Genomic DNA, 19747 nt, shown 5'->3' with positions numbered 1-19747 from the left:
ATCGAAGCAACGATGGGCATAAGAACGGCAAGCGCCACGAGACCAGCGATAGTTTCCTCGAACAGTGAAATCACGAGCGATGCAAATATCGCCGTCACAAGGTTGACAGCGAGCCAGGGAAAGCGCCGCTTGGTCGTGGCGACCACACGGTCCGACAGGCTTCCTTCTCCGACACCAGCAAGGCGCAGGATATCTTCTTCTGCTTCTTCTGCGAGGAACATCATCGCATCGTCGATCGTGATGACACCTACGACGCGGTCATTGTCGTCGACGACGGGAGCTGTGATCATGTGATAGTGATTGATCGCCTGCGCCACTTCCTCCACGTCCTGAGCGACATGAAAGGTGCGGAACGTATCTTCGGTGATGTCGCGGAGCGGTGTTGCGCGCGGATGGCTCAGGATGCGTCCGAGCGTTACATAACCCGTCGCCTTGAGGCGTGGATCGACCAGAATAATGTGATAAAACTGTTCGGGCAGCACCACGTCGGACCGCAGATAATCAATCGCCTCGCCCACCGTCCAGTGCTCTGGCGCGCGCACCAGTTCGGACTGCATGTGGCGACCGGCAGATTCTTCGGGGTAGGCAAGCGCCTGCTCGACAAGGACACGGTCGTGCGCTTCCAGCGCGTCCAGAACAGCCCCCTGCTGGATGTCATCAAGGTATTCCACAAGGTCAACGACATCGTCGCTTTCCAGATCACGCACCGCATCAGCCAACTCTGAAGGGGCAAGCTGTGCGATGACTTCTTCGCGCAGTTCTTCGTTCAGTTCGGACAGAACTTCGCCTTCCAGCCCGCCGGGCCAGGCCGTCAGCAGCGCACGTCGATCACGGGCACCCACCTGTTCGAGCAAATGCGCCACGTCGGCGGGGTGCATCGGATCAAGCAGCCCGCTCAGGAAAGCCCCGTCGCCCCGCCCGACGGCATCCAGTACATCGCTCACCACGCGGTCAGTGATGCCGAATGCTTCATTTTCGTCGGTTTCGGATTCGGCCATGAGACATCCTTTGATTGCGCTGCAGCATAATCGTTCATAGCGCGGACACAACGCGGATTTCTGCGATTTACCCCATTGCCGCAGACACATATGCTGAACCGATGACAAAGCATTTACTTATCGGGCAAACACTCGGATTTTCAGGCAATCCCCTGCTGGGGGACTGGGCGGATACCATCGTATTCGATAGCGCAGGGGGCGTGCTGATCGGCGGGGACCGGATCATCGCGATGGGCAACGGTGCCGCGTTGCGCGCGGCCCATCCCGACGCCACGGTGACTGACTATGGTGATGCGCTGATCAGTGCAGGCTTTGTCGACGCGCATATGCATTATCCGCAGACCGGCATGATTGCGAGCTGGGGCAAACAGCTTATCGATTGGCTCAATACCTATACTTTCCCAGAAGAGGCGCGTTTTGGCGACCGCGGCTATGCCGATGATGCGGCGGGGCGCACGCTTGATCTTGCGCTGGCGCATGGCACCACGACGCTGACCAGTTTTTGCACGATCCACCCTGAAAGCGTCGATGCCTTTTTCGAGGCCGCATCGTCACGCCGGATGGCCGTGATCGCAGGCAAGACCTGCATGGATCGCAACGCGCCGGACACCCTCAGGGATAGCGCACAATCAGCCTATGATGACAGCAAGGCCTTGTTGGAACGATGGCATGGCAAGGGGCGGGCGAGCTACGCCATCACACCCCGGTTTTCACCGACCTCGACACCGGATCAACTGGCGGCCCTGGGCGCGCTCTGGTCTGAATATCCGCAATGTCTGATGCAAACGCACCTGAGTGAGCAACTGCCGGAAATTGCCTGGGTGAAAGAGCTGTTTCCTCAGGCCCGCGATTACCTCGATACTTATGAGGCGTTTGGTCTATTGAGCGAACGCGGTCTTTATGGACATGCCATTCATCTGGAGAGCCGCGAAATCGCACGGCTGGCCGAAGTGGGTGCTGCCGTCGTGCATTGTCCGACATCGAATACTTTTATCGGCTCTGGATTGTTTGACCTGATGGGGCTGGCGAAAACGTCGCTGTCCATTGGTCTGGCGACCGACACCGGCGGCGGGTCTTCGTTTTCGATGCTGCGTACAATGGCAGCGGCCTATGAAATCGGGCAATTGCGCGGCACGGCTTTGCATCCCGCGCAGTTGATGTGGCTGGCGACAGAAGGGTCTGCAGGCGCGTTGAAAATGTCGGGCGAGATCGGGCGGCTGGGTGTAGGTGCGGCGGCTGATATTACCGTGCTCGACCTGCACTCCACTCCGGCAATCATGCAGCGCGCGCAGCGGGCTGTTGATATCTGGGACGCCGTTTTTCCAACCATCATGATGGGCGATGACCGTGCCGTCAGGGATGTCTGGGTCGCGGGTAAAAAGCAGCGCGCCTTGTCCTGAGCGTCAGCCTGTGCGGTGGCACTCAGGCATCAGCAAGGCCCTGCGCGAGGAAATTCTGGCGCGAAATCACCTTTGGCAAATCAATCGTCACCATCCGCCCGTCGGACACGATTTGCCTGCCTTCCACAAATAGCGCATCCACTTTCATAGGTCCCGCCAAAAGCAATGCGGCCGGGTCCCATGATCCGGCATTTTCAACTGTCGCGGCATCCCATATGGCAATATCGGCACGCTTCCCGATGGCTAGCTGTCCGCAATCATCACGCCCCAGCACGTCGGCCCCGCCACGTGTTGCGATCTCGAGCGCCTCACGGGCGGACATCGCATCTGCACCATTCTGGACCCGCTGCAACAACATGGCCTGACGTGCCTCGGCAACCAGATTGCCAATGTCATTGCTCGCGGAGCCGTCGACACCCAGACCTACGCGTACGCCTGCATCCCGCATCTGGCGCACAGGAGCGATGCCTGACCCCAATCGGCAGTTGGAACACGGGCAATGCGCAACCCCTGTCCGGCTCCGCGCGAAAAGATCAATTTCAGCGCCGTCCAGTTTGACACAGTGGGCATGCCAGACGTCATCACCTGTCCAACCGAGATCTTCGGCATATTGCCCCGGCCGACAGCCGAACATTTCCAGTGAATAGGCGATGTCTTCATCGTTTTCGGCCAGATGCGTGTGCATCATCACGCCCTTGTCCCGCGCCAGAAGCGCTGCATCGCGCATCAAATCGCGGGTCACGGAAAACGGGCTGCAGGGCGCGACGCCGACACGGACCATCGCCCCCTCGCGGGGGTCGTGGAATGAATCAATCACGCGAATACTGTCTTCCAGAATTGCGCGCTCATCTTCGACCAGCGCATCAGGCGGCAGGCCGCCTTTGCTTTCACCGATGCTCATTGCGCCGCGCGTGGCATGAAACCGCAAGCCGACATCACGGGCAGCCGCGATCGTGTCATCCAGCCGCGCACCGCCCGGATAAAGATAAAGATGATCAGAGGTCAGCGTGCACCCTGACAGGGCCAGTTCCGCCAGACCAACCTGCGCGGAAACATACATTTCTTCTGGGCCAAAGCGCGACCAGATCGGATAAAGCCGCTGCAACCACCCAAAAAGCAATGCATCCTGTGCACCGGGTACCGCCCGCGTCAGCGTTTGATAAAGATGGTGGTGCGTATTGACCAAGCCGGGGGTGACGATTTTACCTTTAGCCCGGAACACCGCTGCGCGCTCTGCGGTCAGATCGTGACCGATATCTGCAATCACTCCATCACGCAAAAGCAGATCGGCACCGTGCAGTTCGCGGCGTTGATTATCCATCGTAAGGACCACATCAGCCCCTTTGATCAGCGTGTCAGCCACCTGATGCATCCTTGAGAATGGCCAATGCCTCGGCATGGATTTCGGGGTTGGCGGCGGCAATCACCTGCCCGCCATCATGCGCAGGGCCGCCTGCCCAGTCCGTCACGATCCCCCCTGCGGCCTGAATGACCGCGATGGGGGCGTGAATGTCGTAGGCGTTCAATCCGGCCTCGATGACAAGGTCTACCTGCCCCGCTGCCAGCAAGGCGTAGGCATAACAATCCATCCCGTAGCGGGTGAGTTGCGCACGGCTGGCGACGGCACGGAATGCAGCGCCTTCCTGTGCGTTGCCAACTTCGGGGAAAGTGGTGAAAACCGTCGCCTCGGACAACGGGCGGGCAACACGGCACTGCAACGCCAACATCCCTGTCGGCCCGTGCAACTCGGACACGCCGAAGCCACCTGCAAAGCGCTCACGGATATAGGGTTGATCGATCAGGCCAAACATCGGCCCTTCCGCGTTCGCCACCGATATCAGAACACCCCATGTCGGGGTGCCGCTGATATAACCCCGTGTGCCATCAATAGGGTCCAGAACCCAGGTCAGCCCCGTCGTCCCGCTTTGATGCCCGAATTCCTCGCCCAAAATGGCATCATTCGGCCGCTCTGAGGCAAGGACCTCACGCATCGCCTTTTCAGCGCCACGATCCGCAACGGTAACAGGATCAAAACCGGCGCTGTCCTTGTTGTCGGTCGCCAGAACAGATGCGCGGAAATGCGCCAATGTGACCGGTCTGGCGACATCGGCAAGCAAATGAGCCACACGGATCAGTTCCGTTTGGGTTGTTTTTGAGACTGTCATCGAAGTGAGTCCTTCATCTGCGCCGACGTTACCTATGGCGGTAACGCGGCGCAGTATGACAGGTCAAGTCGCAGACTAAGCCGCCTCACTCAGAACGCGGGCTAGGTCAAAAAGACGTCGGCGCTGGTTTTCCGGAATGGCATAGTACGACCGCAGCAACTCGAGCGCTTCTTTATCGGTCAGGATGTCACCCGGCATGTCCGAGTTTTTCGCGCTTGCGACAGGCTCCGCGTCGAGACCTTCAAAAAAGAAAGAAACCTTAACGCCCAATACGTTAGAGATATCCCAAAGGCGGGATGCGCTGACGCGGTTCATACCTGTTTCATACTTCTGAATCTGCTGGAACTTGATTCCGACAGCCTCTGCAAGTTGTTGTTGCGTTGTACCATTCATCCAGCGCCTATGACGGATACGCTTACCGACATGCACGTCAACGGGATGTTTCATTCTCATTACCTCACTATCAAAGGCCGCAATTGAACAACCGCCAAGGACCTTCTTACACGTTTTGGTGGTGTTCCAAGCAACTCCACCGTCTTCTATAATATGCAAGATAGCATTAAAATAGAACACGCAACGGTTGCAGCGCCAGTCCTGACCTTAAGGACAGGTTTAATAGGGTCTTTTTTTGAAAATTACGAACAAATTTTCGCCGTTTTACAAAATGGAAGCTGCCACCGATAACATAAGGCAGGACGATCAAACAAAGGATTCGAGGTCGATGCGCGCATTCCAGGTGGCCACTTTCGGCGAGAAACCCGCTCTTGCAGAACTTGCTGCTCCTGTCCCGCAAGCAGGTGAAGTCCTGCTGGAGATTTCGGCATGTGGTTTGAATTTTGCCGATTTGCTGATGGCGAATGGCACCTATCAGGACACACCGCACCCGCCCTTTACGCTCGGGATGGAGGTTTGTGGCACAGTGATCGCGCAGGGGGCCGGTGTTGAAGAACCCGCGGTCGGAACCCGGGTCGCCGTTTTCGGGGGTCAGGGTGGTCTGGCCGAAAAAGGCGTCTTTCCTGCGGCGCTGTGCCGATGTGTTCCCGATACGATGAGCGATGAAACCGCCGCAGGTTTCATGGTGGCTTACGGCACATCCCATCTGGCGCTCACCCGCCGCGCGCAATTGCAGTCCGGAGAGAACCTGCTGGTTCTGGGTGCCGCTGGCGGTGTCGGCCTGACGGCCGTCGAGATTGGCAAAGCGATGGGGGCGACCGTGATCGCCGTGGCGCGCGGTGCGGACAAGCTGGCCGTCGCCAAGCAAGCGGGTGCCGATCATCTGATCGATAGCGAAACCGACGATATCAAGACGGCGGTCAAGGCGCTTGGCGGTGCCGATGTGGTCTATGATCCGGTCGGGGGCGAGGCTTTCAAAGCAGCTTTGGGTGCCTGCAACCGAGAGGCGCGGGTGATCGTGATCGGCTTTGCAAGCGGGGATGTTCCGCAAATTCCCGCGAATATCCTGTTGGTCAAGAACATCACTGTCATCGGCTTTTACTGGGGCGGCTATCTTGGCTTTCAGCCAAAGGCGCTTACCGACAGTCTGGCGGAATTGATGGCTTGGCATGCTGAAGGCAGGTTGAAACCGCACGTCAGCCACATCCTGCGGCTTGATCAGGCAGAAAATGCGCTGGAGCTGATGCGCAGCCGCAAATCAACGGGCAAGGTCGTGGTTACGCCGTAATAAGCTGCGGTTTGGGTTGCGGTGCAGCATAGCAATGCTGAACGATATCGGCCATGGCGATGCTTGCCTGATCTTTCGGCTTGAGCACATAAAGATTGATGTTCTGCGGCTTCAATTCCGGCAGCAAACCACCATGGTCGATGATTTCGGTATGGGGGGGCAGGCTTCCCTTCAGCGCGACATGAACCGCAAGGTCGGCGCTGACAGCCGCCTCGACCGCATTGTCCAATTCTGAATCGACTGCCATCTGCCAATCAATCCCATCTTCGTTCAACGCTTGCAGAACACCACTTCGGAAGATGCAGTTCTTGCAGAATGCCACCGGCAAAGGTTGCTTGCGCCATGCCACACCGTCTTGCGCACCAATCCACAACAGCGGCAGTTCCACCAGAACCTTGCCACCCGGGCCGCAGGTTTCCTCGGTCGTCAGAATCACATCCACCTCTCCACCCCCGAACATATTCAAAAGCTTCCGCGTCGGTGCCGAAATCAGCCGGACCTGCATCCGCGGAAAATCAGCGGCAAAGCGTTTCAGGACCGCAGGAATGGCTGGATATATGATGTCATGCGGCACCCCGAGTTTCAGTTCACCTTCAAATTCGGTCGCTGTCAGCCGGTTCAGCGCCTCGTCGTTGATCTTGAGCATTGACCGCGCATAGCCCAAAAGCTGTTCCCCCGCAGGCGTCAACGCGATGGTGCGGGAAGTGCGATCCAGCAATGACGCGTTCAGCGATTCTTCCAATCGCTTGAGCTGCATTGAAACTGCCGACTGCGTAAGGTTCAGCATCCCTGCGGCGCGGGTCACACCGCCCGCATCAGAGACAGCCACAAAGGACCGCAACGCAGTCAGATCAAGGTTTCTTACCATATCACAAATCCTGATATTTCACTTCAAAAGTATTCATTTTTATTATGCGTTGTTCTGCCCCATATATCAAGCATCGAAATATGAAATAGACAAAGCATCACGAGAGAGAATGATATGACCGCTTCAATCCACCACACTGACGCCCACTCCCATTGCCAGCCACGGCGACCTTCTTTCCTGGCCGGTCTTGGACAGGTAATCGCAGTTGCACACCAGCGACGCCGACTGCTTGCATTGGACGATCACCTGCTCAACGACATTGGCGTGACGCGGGCGCAAGCCCATGAAGAAAGCCGTCAAAGCGCGTGGAACGCCCCAGGTTACTGGCGCAAATAAGCTGCGTATTTACACAAGCTGCGGCATTCCCGCCCAAAATCATCGGAAATGCGCAAAACAGCCGTGTCCGGCCTTGAAAAAAGCGGGTTACCTGCCAATATCTCCGACAAGGATGCCGTTTTGCGGCACCGCTGTTTGATTTGGAGGTCTAAATGGCTCAATACGATACGATTAGAACGGCCGGTGGGGTACGCACGGCTGAGATTGATCAGGGTCTTCGCGCCCACATGAACAAGGTCTACGGAACAATGTCCGTAGGCATGTTGATCACATTCGCCGTGGCTTGGGCCGTTGGTACGTCGCCCGCATTGCTTGCGGTGTTCCGTGACCCGGTCACTTTGTCACCGAATATTCTTGGCTGGATCGTCATGTTTGCACCCCTCGCGATGGTGTTCGGATTTGGTGCGATGATCAACCGTTTCTCGGCAGCAGCCGCGCAGACGTTCTTTTACGCCTTCGCAGCGGTCATGGGCTTGTCCATGTCTTGGATCTTTGTCGCCTTCACCGGCATGTCGATCGCAAACGTGTTCTTGATCACCTCGATCGCTTTCGCCGGTCTGAGCCTTTACGGTTATACCACGAAGAAAGATATCTCTGGCTGGGGTGCGTTCCTGATCATGGGTGTGATTGGCCTGATCGTGGCGATGGTCGTCAACATCTTCCTTCAATCCCCTGCGATCATGTTCGCGATTTCAATTCTGGGCGTGCTGATCTTTGCGGGTCTGACCGCCTATGACACGCAGAAGATCAAGAATGATTACATCGCCCATGCCGCACATGGCGATCAGGAGTGGCTGGCGAAGTCGGCAATCATGGGTGCGCTGAACCTGTACCTCGACTTCATCAACATGTTCATGTTCCTGCTGCAGCTGTTCGGCAACCGCGAATAAGAATTGCAGATATTGCGCAATAGAGGGCTGATGGCGACATCAGCCCTTTTTCTTTGTCCGAAAGCCATCTTATGACTTCCTTGCCTGTCACATCCGTCACCGCCGTCTTTGCCGGTGTCCTGATCTTGCTGCTAACGATCAAGGTCATCCAACTGCGCAGGCGCGGTGGTGTAATTTTGGGCGATAATGATGACCACGCATTGACCAAAGCCATTCGGGGCCACGCAAACGCGGCAGAGCAGTTACCGATCGCTTTGATCATCATGGGTCTTGCAGAGCTTCAGGGAGGCAACACGCCACTGCTGCTTTTGTCAGCGCTCTCGCTCATGGTCGGGCGCGTCATGCATGGCGTTTACTTCGCGGTCCATGGCACGCATTGGCGGCTGCCGATGTACGGGATGATGCTGACGCTGATCGCACAGGGCCTGTTGGTACTCACCTTGGCGCTGACGGTGCTGTTCTAGGGGCAGAAACGAAAAAGGCCGCGCAAGCTGCGCGGCCAAATCAGTGTCACGTCAGGCGATCAATTACTTGATCTTGCCTTCCTTATACTCGACGTGCTTGCGCACAACGGGGTCGTACTTTTTGATGACCATCTTTTCGGTCATGGTACGTGCGTTCTTTTTCGTGACGTAGAAGTGCCCGGTCCCCGCAGTGGAGTTCAGGCGGATCTTGATGGTGGTCGGCTTCGCCATGTCTCATCTCTCCTGGTTGCGGGCCGTAAATGGCACATCGCATGAATCTCGTTGAAGCTGCTTTTTACCCTCGGAGCGCCCCGAGTCAACCGTAATCGGGCATCAAAGCCAGCAGTTTATGCGCGGATGGCCTATAAGCCGGATTCTGTCCCTTGTGGTTGCCCACAAATGGATGACCATTCATCTTGAACGCCTGTTGCCAAGCGCCCTCTAGCTGCCAACCCGGACCGTCTGGGGTTCAAGCATCCCCGCCCAAGACTTTCGCCCCGAGCGCGAGGTCCCTATTTGGCATTGCTCCCGGTGGGGCTTGCCATGCCGCTTGCGTTGCCGCTCGCGCGGTGGGCTCTTACCCCACCGTTTCACCTTTTCCTGACCGGGGTCAGGTAGTCTGTTCTCTGTGGCGCTTTCCCTGGGGTTGCCCCCGCCGGGCGTTACCCGGCACCGTGCTTTTTGGAGTCCGGACTTTCCTCGACATTGCTGCCGCAGCCATCCAGCCATCCGCGCAATAGCGCAGTTAGGTGGTCGTTGCGTTCACGTCAACGGGGAAACGATCCGCAAGGTCTGTGATCATCCCAAGGTCAGTGGCATCAAGTGGGCCGTGACACTGCGGGCGAAAGCGCAGGCGAAAGCTTTTGAGCAGCAGCGCAAGGTCGGTCGTCGCAGTATATCCGAATGCTGCCATCGCAGCCGCAAACCGCGCGTCATCAGCCCCTTGCGGGCACTTTTCCGAAGCAGGCACAGCAGCGGCTGTTGAGGGCCAGACAGACAGCCCCTCAAGCGCCAGCCTGCGCCAGTCGAACCGCGCGCCGGGATCGATCTTGCGACCCGGCGCCATATCCGAGTGTCCGATCACACGCTCAGGGCGGATATCCCAGCGCATCGTTATTCCCTTCAGCAGATCGGTCAGGGCATCCACCTGCGCTGCGGCGAAAGGGGTGTAGCCTGTATTGGCCAGTTCAATCCCAATCGAACGGCTGTTCATATCCGTGACAGCGCCCCAAGCGCCCGCCCCCGCGTGCCACGCCCGCAGTGCCTCGGGAACAAGCGACACGACCTCACCATCCTCTGCAATGAGATAGTGTGCTGACACCTCGGTATCGGGGTTGCAAAGCGTGTCCGCCGCTGCCTGCGCCGAGGTCATCGCCGTATAGTGGATCACGACAATATCCGGGGTTGCCCCATCACGTCGTGGCCCGCAATTGGGTGATTGCCGCGATGTCAGCCTCAGTTGCGCACAGCCTGAATAAAGGGCGCCGGATCCCAACCGCAGGCAAAGCCGTCGCCATCGGGGTCGATCCCCCGCCGGTCACGCTCTGGCCCGCCACGCGCAAGGAAATCGCGCTGGGCGTCATCGGACGTTGCATAGTTTGCGCAGTTTCTGCGGAAACGGCCATCACCTGACAAGAGCGACCGGCTATACCACTCCTGCCCTTTCACATTGGGGGCATTCAATGCGTATTCGACGATGTTCGGTCCGGTATTGGCGGGGCGCTCTGGCAGGGCGGTTGGCACAATCTGTTCGCGTGCAGCCGCTTGCGCCGCACGGCGCTGCGCATCGCTTTCAATTGTTTCACGGCCCGCAACCGCGTCAAAGCTTTGTTCGTCCGACAGGCCGATTCCGGAATTTGCCAAGGCAGGTGCCGGATTAGCGGGAGATGCCTGCAGTCCTTGCGGCCGCTGCGGAGCGTTGGCCTGAACGGGGCTGGCGTCACCGGTCTGTGCAGGAGTAACTGTCTGGAGCGGCATCCCACCGGTGCCAATTCCTGCCTGAGCAAGTGCGCTGGACGGGATTGCCTGCGTCTGGCCCAAAGGTTGCTGCGACGGGATCGCGGTAATCTGTGCTGGCGGTATGATCGTGCCGCGCGGTGCGGACAATTGTGCTTCACGCTGCGCCCGCTCCAGTTCGAAACGGGTAAAGTCGTCAAACCCGACACCCCGTTCGGTTGGCACGACCCGTGGCGAACAGGCGGCAAGGCCAATCAAGGTCACTGCAAAAAGGATGCGCGGGTTCATGGTCATTACCTGTCAGACTGCAATTTGTTTGATGGCAGGCTACCACCACTTCGCGGGTTTGGCCACAAATCCGGCGGACTGCTCAAGACTATAGGCCACATTCAGCAAGGCGCCTTCTTCCCATGGGCGGCCGATCAGTTGCAGGCCCAGCGGCAAGCCTTGTTTGTCCTGACCTGCGGGCACAGCGATGCCGGGCAGTCCTGCAAGGTTCACGGTAACCGTAAAGACGTCATTGAGATACATCTGGATCGGATCTGCATCCGTCATCTCGCCCAGACCGAAGGCCGCAGAAGGTGTCGCGGGCGTCAGGATTGCATCCACCCCGTCCGCAAAGACAGTGTCAAAGTCCTGCTTGATCAAAGTGCGGACCCGCCGCGCGCGGTTGTAGTAGGCATCGTAAAAACCGGCAGACAGCACGTAGGTGCCCACCATGACGCGGCGTTGCACCTCTGGCCCGAATCCTTCGGCGCGGGTCTTTTCATACATCTCGGTGATGCCATCGCCATGTGCCAGCTTGGCGCGGTGCCCAAAGCGCACACCGTCATAGCGGGCAAGGTTCGACGACGCCTCGGCAGGTGCGATCACATAATAGGCAGGGAGTGCATATTTCGTGTGGGGCAGCGAGATATCGACGATCTTGGCACCTGCGTCCCTGAGCATCGCCGTACCTTCTTCCCAAAGCTTGCCGATCTCTGTTGGCATCCCCTCCATGCGGTACTCTTTGGGAATACCGATGGTCTTGCCACGGATATCACCGGTCAGGGCTGCTTCGAAATCCGGCACGGGGATATCCGCACTGGTGCTGTCCAGCGGGTCATGCCCCGACATGGCGCTCAGCATGATCGCTGCATCGCGCACGTCTTTGGTCATTGGCCCCGCCTGATCCAGCGAAGACGCAAAAGCCACAATGCCCCAGCGTGACACGCGGCCATATGTGGGTTTGAGGCCGGTGATGCCGGTAAAAGCGGCAGGCTGGCGGATGGAACCACCGGTATCGGTGCCGGTGGCGGCAAGGCACAGGTCGGCTGCAACCGCACTGGCAGAGCCCCCCGATGAACCGCCCGGCGTGAGGGCCGCATCATCACCCGTGCGCCGCCAAGGGTTCACAGCGTTGCCGTAAACCGATGTTTCATTCGACGATCCCATAGCGAATTCATCCATGTTGAGCTTGCCCAACATGACCGCGCCCGCATCGAACAACTGGCCGGTGATCGTGCTTTCATATTCCGGCTTGAAGCCTTCCAGAATGCGGCTGGCGGCCTGTGATGGCACGCCTTTGGTACAGAACAGATCTTTGATGCCCAACGGGATGCCGCACATATCAGGCGCATCGCCTGCCTTGATGCGGTTATCGGCGGCAGCGGCCTGTTCCTGCGCGATCTCGGGCGTATGGTGCACGAAAGCGCCAAGTGCGGCAGCCCCTTCGATGGCGGTCAGGCAGGCGGATGTGATCTCGGCACTGGTGGTGTCGCCCTTGCGCATGGCATCGCGGGCCTGCGCGATAGTCAGTTTGGTCAGCTCGGACATTATTCAACCACCTTTGGCACGGCAAAAAACCCTTCGCGCGCGTCGGGCGCGTTTTTCAGCACAGCTTCCTGCTGGTTCCCATCGGTCACCACATCCGGGCGGCGCTTGAGCCTCTGCGGGGTCACAGAAGTCATCGGCTCTACGCCTGCGACATCGACCTCGTTGAGTTGCTCGATAAACCCAAGGATCGCGCTGAACTCGGATGCCAGCGCAGGCAGTGCGTCGTCTTCCACCTTGATGCGGGCCAGCTTGGCCACGCGGCGGGCGGTTTCGGTGTCAATCGACATAGGGAAACTCTCCGGTAAAACTCTGTTTCGCGTTTACCGCCCCGCGCGGCCAGTCGCAAGCATATGGCGCGTGTAAACATGGATCATCCAGCCCAGCATCACACCATTCAGCACATGCCACATGAAATGCGTGCCAATCGGGATCACATCACACAGGATTTCATCAAGCGACCGAATGACGATGGACAGGCTCAACAAGCCCGCACCAATCAGGAACCCTTGGGCGATTCCCGGCCTTTTGCGCAGGAACGCGGCGTAAAGGCACAGAAGAATCGGGACCGTCCAATAGAAGTTTGAAATCGCAAGGAACGGGATATGGTTCAAAACTGGCACAAGGGCAGCGGCGTAAGGAATGAAAAGCGCGGTTGCAAATGCGGCCAGCCAGCCCCCCATCGGCACCATGTCGCGGTTAACCACGAAGAGATAGGTCAGGATAAAGACCCCGATGGGAACGACATCCGCCATCGCCGCCCAGACGGTGGCGTGGGTGTGAAACAGATAGCTGCCGATCCCTATCAGAAAAAGGATTGCGGAAAGAACCCGCACCATCGGCACACCTGCGCTGCGCCGCCAAAAGATCAGGGCCGCAATGATGAACGCAAGATTGGTCACCGCGTTGACCGGTTCGGACCAATAGGTGAAATCAGTCCGCTCGCAATAGCCGTCGATCTGTTCGAACCAATCCACCTTGGCCCCCTGTCGCTTTGCGCCTATCCTGACCACAAAGCAATGGAGGGCAATATGAAAATCACATGGTTGGGCCACGCAAGTTTCCGGATCGAAATCGCAGGGGCGGTGCTGTTGATCGACCCCTGGCTTGATGGAAATCCGGCTTTCCCCAATGAACACCGCGCGGCTGCATTATCAGGTGCGACACACATCCTGCTGACTCACGGGCACTTCGACCACACCGGAGAAGTCGATGCCATCGCAAAGGAAACCGGTGCGCCCATTGTGAGCATTCCAGAGCTTTGCGCGATCTTTGACGCCCATGAAACCCTGGACTTCAACAAGGGTGGCACCGTTGATCTGGGTGGTGCCCTTGTGTCCATGGTGCAGGCGACGCACTCGTCTTCTGTCGGCTCTGCCTATGCGGGCACGGAAGCAGGATACATGATCAAGGGCGAAGGCCACATGATCTATGTTTCAGGCGACACGGATATCATGGCCGATATGGATTGGATGGGGGATTTTTATAATCCTGACATCGGGATTCTGTGCTGCGGTGGCCACTATACCATGGGGATGGAGGGTGCGGCCTATGCCGCGAGACGGTACTTCAACTTCAAGACGGTCATCCCTTGCCACTACGGCACCTTCCCGTTGCTGGCCCAGTCGGCACAGCCGTTGGTGGACGCGTTGCCAAATATCGATGTGCGCACCCCTGCTGTAATGGAAATCATCGAAATCTAGCGCCTTGCGGCAAAGAATTCCTTGAGCAGGGTTTCCGCGGCCTGTGCGGCAATGCCGTCATAAACCTCTGGTAGGTGATGGCACTGTGCGTGAGAGTAAATGCGCGGACCATGCGCGACACCTCCGGATTTGGCGTCGGCGGCGCCATAATACAGCCGCGCAATGCGCGCATTGCTGATCGCCGCCGCGCACATCGGGCACGGTTCCAGCGTGACATATAGATCGTATCCGGTCAGCCGTTCCTGTCCAAGTGCTGCACAGGCGGCGCGGATCGCAAGGATCTCGGCGTGTGCGGTCGGATCATTCAACTCGCGCGTCCGGTTGCCCGCTTTGCCGATCACGCCTTCGGGTCCGGCGATAACCGCACCGACCGGCACTTCGCCGCGCACGCCTGCCGCGCGGGCCTCTTGCAGGGCGATATGCATATGGGTACGAAATTCCATGCCGTTGTGATGCACCGCCTCTGCTATCGCTGGCAAGGGGCGATCAAAGCGGATATGGGACTGGCATGAGCACTGATACACCCCCCCCCGGCGACCGGATCGCCAAAGTCCTTTCCCGCGCAGGCGTCGCCAGCCGCCGCGAGGCCGAGCGCATGATCGAAGACGGGCGCGTGAGCGTGAACGGCAAGACCATCACCAGCCCTGCGCTGAACGTCACCGCTGATGACCGTATCGTGGTGGACGGCAAACAGGTGGGCGAACCTGATCCGCCGCGCATTTGGCTTTACCACAAGCCTGCGGGTCTCGTGACAACCGAGCGGGACGAAAAAGATCGGCAGACCGTGTTCGACTCCTTGCCCGAAAACATGCCACGGGTGATGTCGGTCGGACGGCTCGACATCAACTCTGAGGGACTGCTGCTTTTGACCAACGATGGCGAGGTCAAACGCAAGCTCGAACTGCCAAGCACCGGCTGGCTGCGCCGCTACCGCGTGCGCATCAACGGATCGGTCAGCGAGGCCAAGCTGGATGAATTGCGCGCCGGAATCCAAGTCGAGGGCATCCGCTATCAACCGATGGTCGTGACGTTCGACCGCCAGCAAGGGGCGAACGCATGGCTGACAGTCAGCCTGCGCGAAGGCAAGAACCGCGAAATCCGCCGCGCCATGGGCGAGATCGGCGTAACCGTGAACCGGCTGATCCGTGTCAGCTACGGGCCGTTCCAATTGGCCGCCCTCAAGCAAGGAGAGGTCGAGGAGGTCAAACAGCGCGTCGTGCGCGATCAACTTGGGATTTCCGGCAAACCGACACCGCAACGTGTGAGAAAACCTGTCAACCGCCCGACAAGGGGGAAAAACGCGCCGCGTTGAACCTTGTTCTGTCACATGTGTTGTTCATGCTGCGATTGATAACAAACCACTAGGGACATCATTCTGGTCCACGCGGGGGCCTCTGACAATGCAAGGATCATGCTCTATTATGTCGCGAGAGCGCACAACCTTGTCCAAATACTCGTAAACTTGCCTTGCCCAACCTATCTGGAATGATGAACAAACTGGCGGAGTAACGCGAAAATGGTGCGATTGATCCTTCTCGTAGCCTTTGTGGCGATTGTCGCGATTGCAATCACGGCTGTAGTGGGGACAATCGCAGCGATCGCCCAAACCAGCGCCGGAAAGGACACCGACGACATGCCTGCAAGATTCAAACGGATCACCTATGTGTTATTGGTGGTCCTGCTCTTCGGTGTCACGACCGGCTGGTTGGGAGCCGCCTGATGGCCAGGCGTTTTGGCGGCAAATACAGCCCCGAGGGGCAGCAACACTCAGGGCCACGCAAGACGGTGCATAAGAATCGCCGTGGTCCGGTATCGGACGGGCGGGTCAAGCTTCTCTACGTCCCTGCTGTGATCTTGGCGATCACATCGCTCACTGAGGGACCGGTCATGCTCGTTACCGGCCTTGCCGGTGCCGCTGTACTGACGCTCGCAGCATGGCTTTTGCAAGAGGGGCTCGAGGCCGAGGCTGCCTATAACGCGCGAAAGGTGGCGCGCCGCCCTGCCCTGCCGCGCAAGATACTTGCCACCGCCCTGACGGGCACCGGCGTTGCGATTGCGGCTTATACCGGCGATAGCGGCACCGTTGGTTCCATTCTTTACGGTATCGCTGCGGCTGGCCTGCATACCGCAACTTTCGGAATTGATCCATTGTCGGACAAGCGCATGGAAGGTGTCGATACCTTCCAGCAAGACCGCGTCGCACGTGTCGTCGATGAAGCGGAATCGCACCTACAGGTCATGAAACGCCAGATCGATACGGTTTCGGACCGCCGCCTGACCGAACGGGTCGAGGATTTCCAGACCATCGCCCGCCGCATGATACGTACTGTCGAAGAAGACCCGCGCGATCTGACGGGTGTGCGCAAGTTTCTGGGCGTCTACCTGATGGGCGCGCGCGATGCGACAATCAAATTTGTGGATCTGTACAGCCGCAGCAAAGACGCCGATGCGCGGGCGCATTATGAAGCCTTGCTGGACGATCTGGAACAGAACTTTGCAGCCCGCACCGACAGGATGCTGCTGGATGACCGCAGCGATATGGACATTGAAATCAACGTATTACGTGACCGCCTTCAGCGCGAGGGTGTCAGCTTGAAAACAAAGGGGAATGATTAATGTCTGAGACCGTCCGCCAAAAAGCCGAAGCGGCACTTGCCGAAGTCGAAAAAGTCACCGCAGTTGTTCTGCCCGAACCCAAAGGCGAACTGGTCACGCTCGAGGCGGCAGATGCACACACGAGTTCAGAAATCCAGAAACGTGTGGCCGAGATCAATATCGCCGACACCAATTCCATCGTTTCTTTCGGATCGTCTGCGCAAGCGGAATTGCAGGTTATCAGCCAATCCATGCTGGCAGGTGTGCGCAACAAGGATGTCGGCCCCGCCGGTGACAGCCTGCGCAATATCGTCACCACGATCCGCGGCTTTTCAATTTCCGAACTGGATGTGCGCCGCGAGCGCAGTTGGTGGGAAAAGCTGCTCGGGCGTGCGGCACCCATGGCGAAATTTGCCGCCCGTTTTGAACAGGTGCAGGGCCAGATCGATCATATCACCGACGACCTGCTCAAGCATGAACATGTGCTGCTGAAGGATATCGAAAGCCTTGACATGCTCTATGACAAGACACTGGCCTTCTATGATGAGCTGGGCCTTTATATCGCGGCAGGCGAGGCCAAGATCGCCGATCTTGACGCAACGACGATCCCCGCGAAAGAGGCCGAAGTACAGGCGGCAGCCGAAGATCAGGCCGTGATGAAGGCGCAGGAACTGCGCGACATCCGCTCTGCCCGCGACGATCTGGAACGCCGGGTGCATGATCTGAAACTGACCCGTCAGGTGACCATGCAATCGCTGCCTTCGATCCGTCTGGTGCAGGAAAACGACAAGTCGCTGGTCACCAAGATCAACTCGACCCTCGTGAACACGGTACCGCTTTGGGAGACCCAACTGGCACAAGCGGTGACGATCCAGCGCTCCTCCGAGGCGGCAAAGGCGGTGCGCGACGCCACTGATCTGACCAACGAGTTACTCAAGGCCAACGCCGAAAACCTGCGTCAGGCCAACCGCACCATTCGCGAGGAAATGGAACGGGGTGTGTTTGACATCAACGCTGTGAAAGAGGCCAACGCCAACCTGATCGCGACAATCAACGAAAGCCTCGAAATCGCCGACGAAGGCAAACGCAAGCGGGCCGAGGCCGAGCTTGCCTTGCAGCAGATGGAAAAGGAACTGAAAGACACGCTGGCCTCTGCCAAGGCGCGCGGCACCGGCACTGGCGATACCATCGGCACGGCAGCCGGCGCGGAATAGGCATGCTGAGCGGGGGCATCAAAAGACGCATCCTCATGCTCGTCCTTGCGACGGTTCTGATGGGATGTGATGTGATGGCGCCCCCCGTCACGCAACCGGCCCTGCCGCCTATTGACGTTCCCGAACCACCGACAGGGCCGACCGTTACCCCACCCAGCCAAGCGAGCCGCGATCTTTCCACCTATTATGCGCGACTGCAAAACGACCTGCTCAACCAAGGTTTGCTGCGCGGCGATGGTGGCGGGCCGGACACCCCCTTTACGGACACGCAACTGGGGCGGAACTTCGTGCGCATCGCGCTTTTTAACGAATACCGCGACAACAGTGACTTTTTGCGCCCACAGGCCACGCTGTCCAAGCTGCGCCGCTGGAGCGGGCCGATCCGCATGTCGGTAGAGTTCGGCAATACCGTCCCGCTGGCCCGGCGCGATCAGGATCTGGCAAGCGTCAGCGCCTATGCCGCGCGGTTGTCACGCGCAACTGGCGTGCCGATCAGGATTACGGATAGCAACCCCAATTTTCACGTCCTGTTTCTGGGCGAAGATGACAGGCGCGCCTATGGGCCGCGTCTGCGCGAACTGATCCCCAATATTTCAGACGCCACCGTGCGCACCTTCGTCAATCTACCCCGCGATCAGCTTTGTGTCGTGATTGGCACCTTCGCACCCGGAGGGTCCACCTACAATAACGCAGTTGCCCTGATCCGCGCCGAACACCCCAACCTGATGCGCAGCGCCTGCATTCACGAAGAACTGGCCCAAGGCATGGGCCTTGCCAACGACAGCCCCGCCGCGCGGCCTTCGATTTTCAACGACGACGAGGAATTCGCGCTGCTGACGCGGCATGACGAACTTTTGCTGAAGATGCTTTACGATCCGCGACTGGAAGCGGGCATGAAAGCATCGGTTGCCGCCCCGATTGCAAGAGCGATTGCGCGGGAATACCTCGCAACTGGAGATAGTTAACCGGATGCCACGCGCATCCACATTGATTTAACGACGGAGACCACATGATGGGCATTTTCGACTTTCTGACCGGTGAATTCATCGACGTCATCCATTGGACCGACAAGACCCGCGACACGATGGTCTGGCGGTTCGAGCGTGAGGGCCACGAGATCAAATACGGGGCCAAGCTGACCGTGCGCGAAGGTCAGGCGGCCGTGTTCGTGCACGAAGGGCAACTGGCCGATGTGTTCACACCCGGCCTTTACATGCTGGAAACCAACAATATGCCGGTCATGACGACCCTGCAACATTGGGATCACGGTTTCCAAAGCCCGTTCAAGTCCGAAATCTACTACGTCAACACCACCCGTTTCTCGAATCTCAAATGGGGTACCAAGAACCCGATCATGGTGCGCGACCCGGAATTCGGGCCGACCCGCCTGCGCGCTTTTGGCACCTATACCGTCAAGGTGGCCGATCCGGCTGTGTTCCTGCGCGAAATCGTCGGCACCGATGGCGAGTTCACGATGGACGAGATCAGCTATCAGATCCGCAACATCATCGTGCAGGAATTCAGCCGCGTGATCGCGCAGTCCGGCATCCCTGTGCTGGATATGGCGGCCAACACTGCCGATCTGGGCAAGCTGGTCGCCAGCGCCATCGACCCCACCATGAAGCAATACGGCCTGACGATCCCCGAGCTTTATATCGAGAACAT

At 58.4% G+C, this 19747-nt stretch carries 24 protein-coding genes and 1 other RNA gene; 12 read left to right on the top strand and 13 right to left on the bottom strand.

Translation table 11 applies throughout. From position 1 onward, the window contains the following. Positions 1 to 998, bottom strand: a 998-nt coding sequence (locus R6T97_RS02755) for a magnesium transporter (RefSeq protein WP_410347784.1), incomplete at its 3' end; no start/stop codon positions are given. Positions 999 to 1099: 101 nt separating this feature from the next. On the opposite strand from R6T97_RS02755, the gene guaD reads away from it, so the two are divergent. Then, positions 1100 to 2398, top strand: coding sequence for a guanine deaminase (gene guaD, locus R6T97_RS02750; protein WP_410347783.1), 1299 nt, complete (start codon positions 1100 to 1102; stop codon positions 2396 to 2398). 22 nt (positions 2399 to 2420) lie between these two features. Here guaD and R6T97_RS02745 read toward each other — a convergent pair whose 3' ends face one another. From R6T97_RS02745 to R6T97_RS02735, 3 genes are all read right to left on the bottom strand, one after another. Then, entirely contained in the window at positions 2421 to 3761 is a 1341-nt protein-coding gene (locus R6T97_RS02745; RefSeq protein ID WP_410347782.1) for an 8-oxoguanine deaminase, read from the bottom strand. Beyond that, positions 3754 to 4563 (bottom strand): inositol monophosphatase family protein, encoded by an 810-nt coding sequence (locus R6T97_RS02740; protein WP_410347781.1) that lies wholly within the window; start codon positions 4561 to 4563, stop codon positions 3754 to 3756. Before R6T97_RS02740 ends, R6T97_RS02745 begins: the two co-directional genes overlap by 8 nt. Before the next feature lie 75 nt (positions 4564 to 4638). Continuing rightward, on the bottom strand, positions 4639 to 5010 hold the full coding sequence (locus R6T97_RS02735) for a helix-turn-helix domain-containing protein (RefSeq protein ID WP_410347780.1): 372 nt from the start codon (positions 5008 to 5010) through the stop codon (positions 4639 to 4641). Positions 5011 to 5284: 274 nt separating this feature from the next. Between R6T97_RS02735 and R6T97_RS02730 the strand changes: the two genes are divergently transcribed. Further along, positions 5285 to 6244 (top strand): NADPH:quinone oxidoreductase family protein, encoded by a 960-nt coding sequence (locus tag R6T97_RS02730; RefSeq protein ID WP_410347779.1) that lies wholly within the window; start codon positions 5285 to 5287, stop codon positions 6242 to 6244. On the opposite strand, the gene R6T97_RS02725 is transcribed toward R6T97_RS02730, so the two are convergent. Beyond that, entirely contained in the window at positions 6234 to 7112 is an 879-nt protein-coding gene (locus R6T97_RS02725) for a LysR family transcriptional regulator (RefSeq protein WP_410347778.1), read from the bottom strand. The genes R6T97_RS02730 and R6T97_RS02725 overlap by 11 nt on opposite strands. A gap of 114 nt (positions 7113 to 7226) precedes the next feature. Between R6T97_RS02725 and R6T97_RS02720 the strand changes: the two genes are divergently transcribed. The 3 genes from R6T97_RS02720 to R6T97_RS02710 all read left to right on the top strand — a co-directional run bounded on the left by R6T97_RS02720 (position 7227) and on the right by R6T97_RS02710 (position 8802). After that, on the top strand, positions 7227 to 7448 hold the full coding sequence (locus tag R6T97_RS02720; RefSeq protein ID WP_410347777.1) for a DUF1127 domain-containing protein: 222 nt from the start codon (positions 7227 to 7229) through the stop codon (positions 7446 to 7448). Positions 7449 to 7600: 152 nt separating this feature from the next. Beyond that, the gene (locus R6T97_RS02715; RefSeq protein ID WP_410347776.1) at positions 7601 to 8338 is read left to right on the top strand and encodes a Bax inhibitor-1 family protein; all 738 of its coding nucleotides are present in this window, start codon (positions 7601 to 7603) and stop codon (positions 8336 to 8338) included. Positions 8339 to 8409: 71 nt separating this feature from the next. Further along, on the top strand, positions 8410 to 8802 hold the full coding sequence (locus R6T97_RS02710; protein WP_410347775.1) for an MAPEG family protein: 393 nt from the start codon (positions 8410 to 8412) through the stop codon (positions 8800 to 8802). Positions 8803 to 8865: 63 nt separating this feature from the next. On the opposite strand, the gene rpmG is transcribed toward R6T97_RS02710, so the two are convergent. From rpmG to R6T97_RS02675, 7 genes are all read right to left on the bottom strand, one after another. Continuing rightward, positions 8866 to 9033, bottom strand: coding sequence for a 50S ribosomal protein L33 (gene rpmG, locus R6T97_RS02705; RefSeq protein WP_008233681.1), 168 nt, complete (start codon positions 9031 to 9033; stop codon positions 8866 to 8868). A gap of 118 nt (positions 9034 to 9151) precedes the next feature. Further along, positions 9152 to 9535: RNase P RNA component class A (gene rnpB / locus R6T97_RS02700), an RNA gene on the bottom strand. A 12-nt stretch (positions 9536 to 9547) separates the two neighbouring features. Continuing rightward, positions 9548 to 10198, bottom strand: a complete 651-nt coding sequence (locus tag R6T97_RS02695; RefSeq protein WP_410347785.1) for an N-acetylmuramoyl-L-alanine amidase — start codon at positions 10196 to 10198, stop codon at positions 9548 to 9550. A gap of 59 nt (positions 10199 to 10257) precedes the next feature. Beyond that, positions 10258 to 11046 carry a hypothetical protein gene (locus tag R6T97_RS02690; RefSeq protein WP_410347774.1) on the bottom strand — a complete coding sequence of 263 codons (789 nt, stop codon included), beginning with the start codon at positions 11044 to 11046 and terminating at the stop codon, positions 10258 to 10260. A gap of 39 nt (positions 11047 to 11085) precedes the next feature. Beyond that, the gene (gatA, locus tag R6T97_RS02685; protein ID WP_410347773.1) at positions 11086 to 12573 is read right to left on the bottom strand and encodes an Asp-tRNA(Asn)/Glu-tRNA(Gln) amidotransferase subunit GatA; all 1488 of its coding nucleotides are present in this window, start codon (positions 12571 to 12573) and stop codon (positions 11086 to 11088) included. After that, positions 12573 to 12860, bottom strand: coding sequence for an Asp-tRNA(Asn)/Glu-tRNA(Gln) amidotransferase subunit GatC (gene gatC / locus R6T97_RS02680; protein ID WP_410347772.1), 288 nt, complete (start codon positions 12858 to 12860; stop codon positions 12573 to 12575). The genes gatA and gatC overlap by 1 nt, the downstream gene beginning before the upstream one ends. A 33-nt stretch (positions 12861 to 12893) precedes the next feature. After that, positions 12894 to 13547: a ceramidase domain-containing protein gene (locus tag R6T97_RS02675; RefSeq protein ID WP_410347771.1), complete on the bottom strand. Its 654-nt coding sequence runs from the start codon at positions 13545 to 13547 to the stop codon at positions 12894 to 12896. A 54-nt stretch (positions 13548 to 13601) separates the two neighbouring features. Here R6T97_RS02675 and R6T97_RS02670 point away from each other — a divergent pair, with 54 nt between their 5' ends. Then, positions 13602 to 14273, top strand: a complete 672-nt coding sequence (locus tag R6T97_RS02670; RefSeq protein ID WP_410347770.1) for a metal-dependent hydrolase — start codon at positions 13602 to 13604, stop codon at positions 14271 to 14273. Here R6T97_RS02670 and R6T97_RS02665 read toward each other — a convergent pair. Next, positions 14270 to 14716, bottom strand: coding sequence for a nucleoside deaminase (locus R6T97_RS02665; protein WP_410347769.1), 447 nt, complete (start codon positions 14714 to 14716; stop codon positions 14270 to 14272). The genes R6T97_RS02670 and R6T97_RS02665 overlap by 4 nt on opposite strands. A 65-nt stretch (positions 14717 to 14781) precedes the next feature. Here R6T97_RS02665 and R6T97_RS02660 point away from each other — a divergent pair, with 65 nt between their 5' ends. The 6 genes from R6T97_RS02660 to R6T97_RS02635 all read left to right on the top strand — a co-directional run. Then, the gene (locus R6T97_RS02660; RefSeq protein WP_410347768.1) at positions 14782 to 15585 is read left to right on the top strand and encodes a pseudouridine synthase; all 804 of its coding nucleotides are present in this window, start codon (positions 14782 to 14784) and stop codon (positions 15583 to 15585) included. A gap of 204 nt (positions 15586 to 15789) precedes the next feature. Next, the gene (locus tag R6T97_RS02655; RefSeq protein WP_410347767.1) at positions 15790 to 15993 is read left to right on the top strand and encodes a hypothetical protein; all 204 of its coding nucleotides are present in this window, start codon (positions 15790 to 15792) and stop codon (positions 15991 to 15993) included. Then, the gene (locus tag R6T97_RS02650; RefSeq protein ID WP_410347766.1) at positions 15993 to 16889 is read left to right on the top strand and encodes a 5-bromo-4-chloroindolyl phosphate hydrolysis family protein; all 897 of its coding nucleotides are present in this window, start codon (positions 15993 to 15995) and stop codon (positions 16887 to 16889) included. Before R6T97_RS02655 ends, R6T97_RS02650 begins: the two co-directional genes overlap by 1 nt. Further along, the gene (locus R6T97_RS02645; RefSeq protein ID WP_410347765.1) at positions 16889 to 18082 is read left to right on the top strand and encodes a toxic anion resistance protein; all 1194 of its coding nucleotides are present in this window, start codon (positions 16889 to 16891) and stop codon (positions 18080 to 18082) included. Before R6T97_RS02650 ends, R6T97_RS02645 begins: the two co-directional genes overlap by 1 nt. Positions 18083 to 18117: 35 nt before the next feature. Then, positions 18118 to 19047 (top strand): DUF2927 domain-containing protein, encoded by a 930-nt coding sequence (locus R6T97_RS02640; protein ID WP_410347764.1) that lies wholly within the window; start codon positions 18118 to 18120, stop codon positions 19045 to 19047. A gap of 47 nt (positions 19048 to 19094) precedes the next feature. Beyond that, positions 19095 to 19747: SPFH domain-containing protein (locus R6T97_RS02635; protein ID WP_410347763.1), on the top strand; the 653-nt coding region annotated here is incomplete at its 3' end.

Source organism: Yoonia sp. (assembly GCF_046498525.1).
GTDB lineage: Bacteria > Pseudomonadota > Alphaproteobacteria > Rhodobacterales > Rhodobacteraceae > Yoonia.
This window is presented reverse-complemented; position numbering and strand designations above follow the sequence as displayed.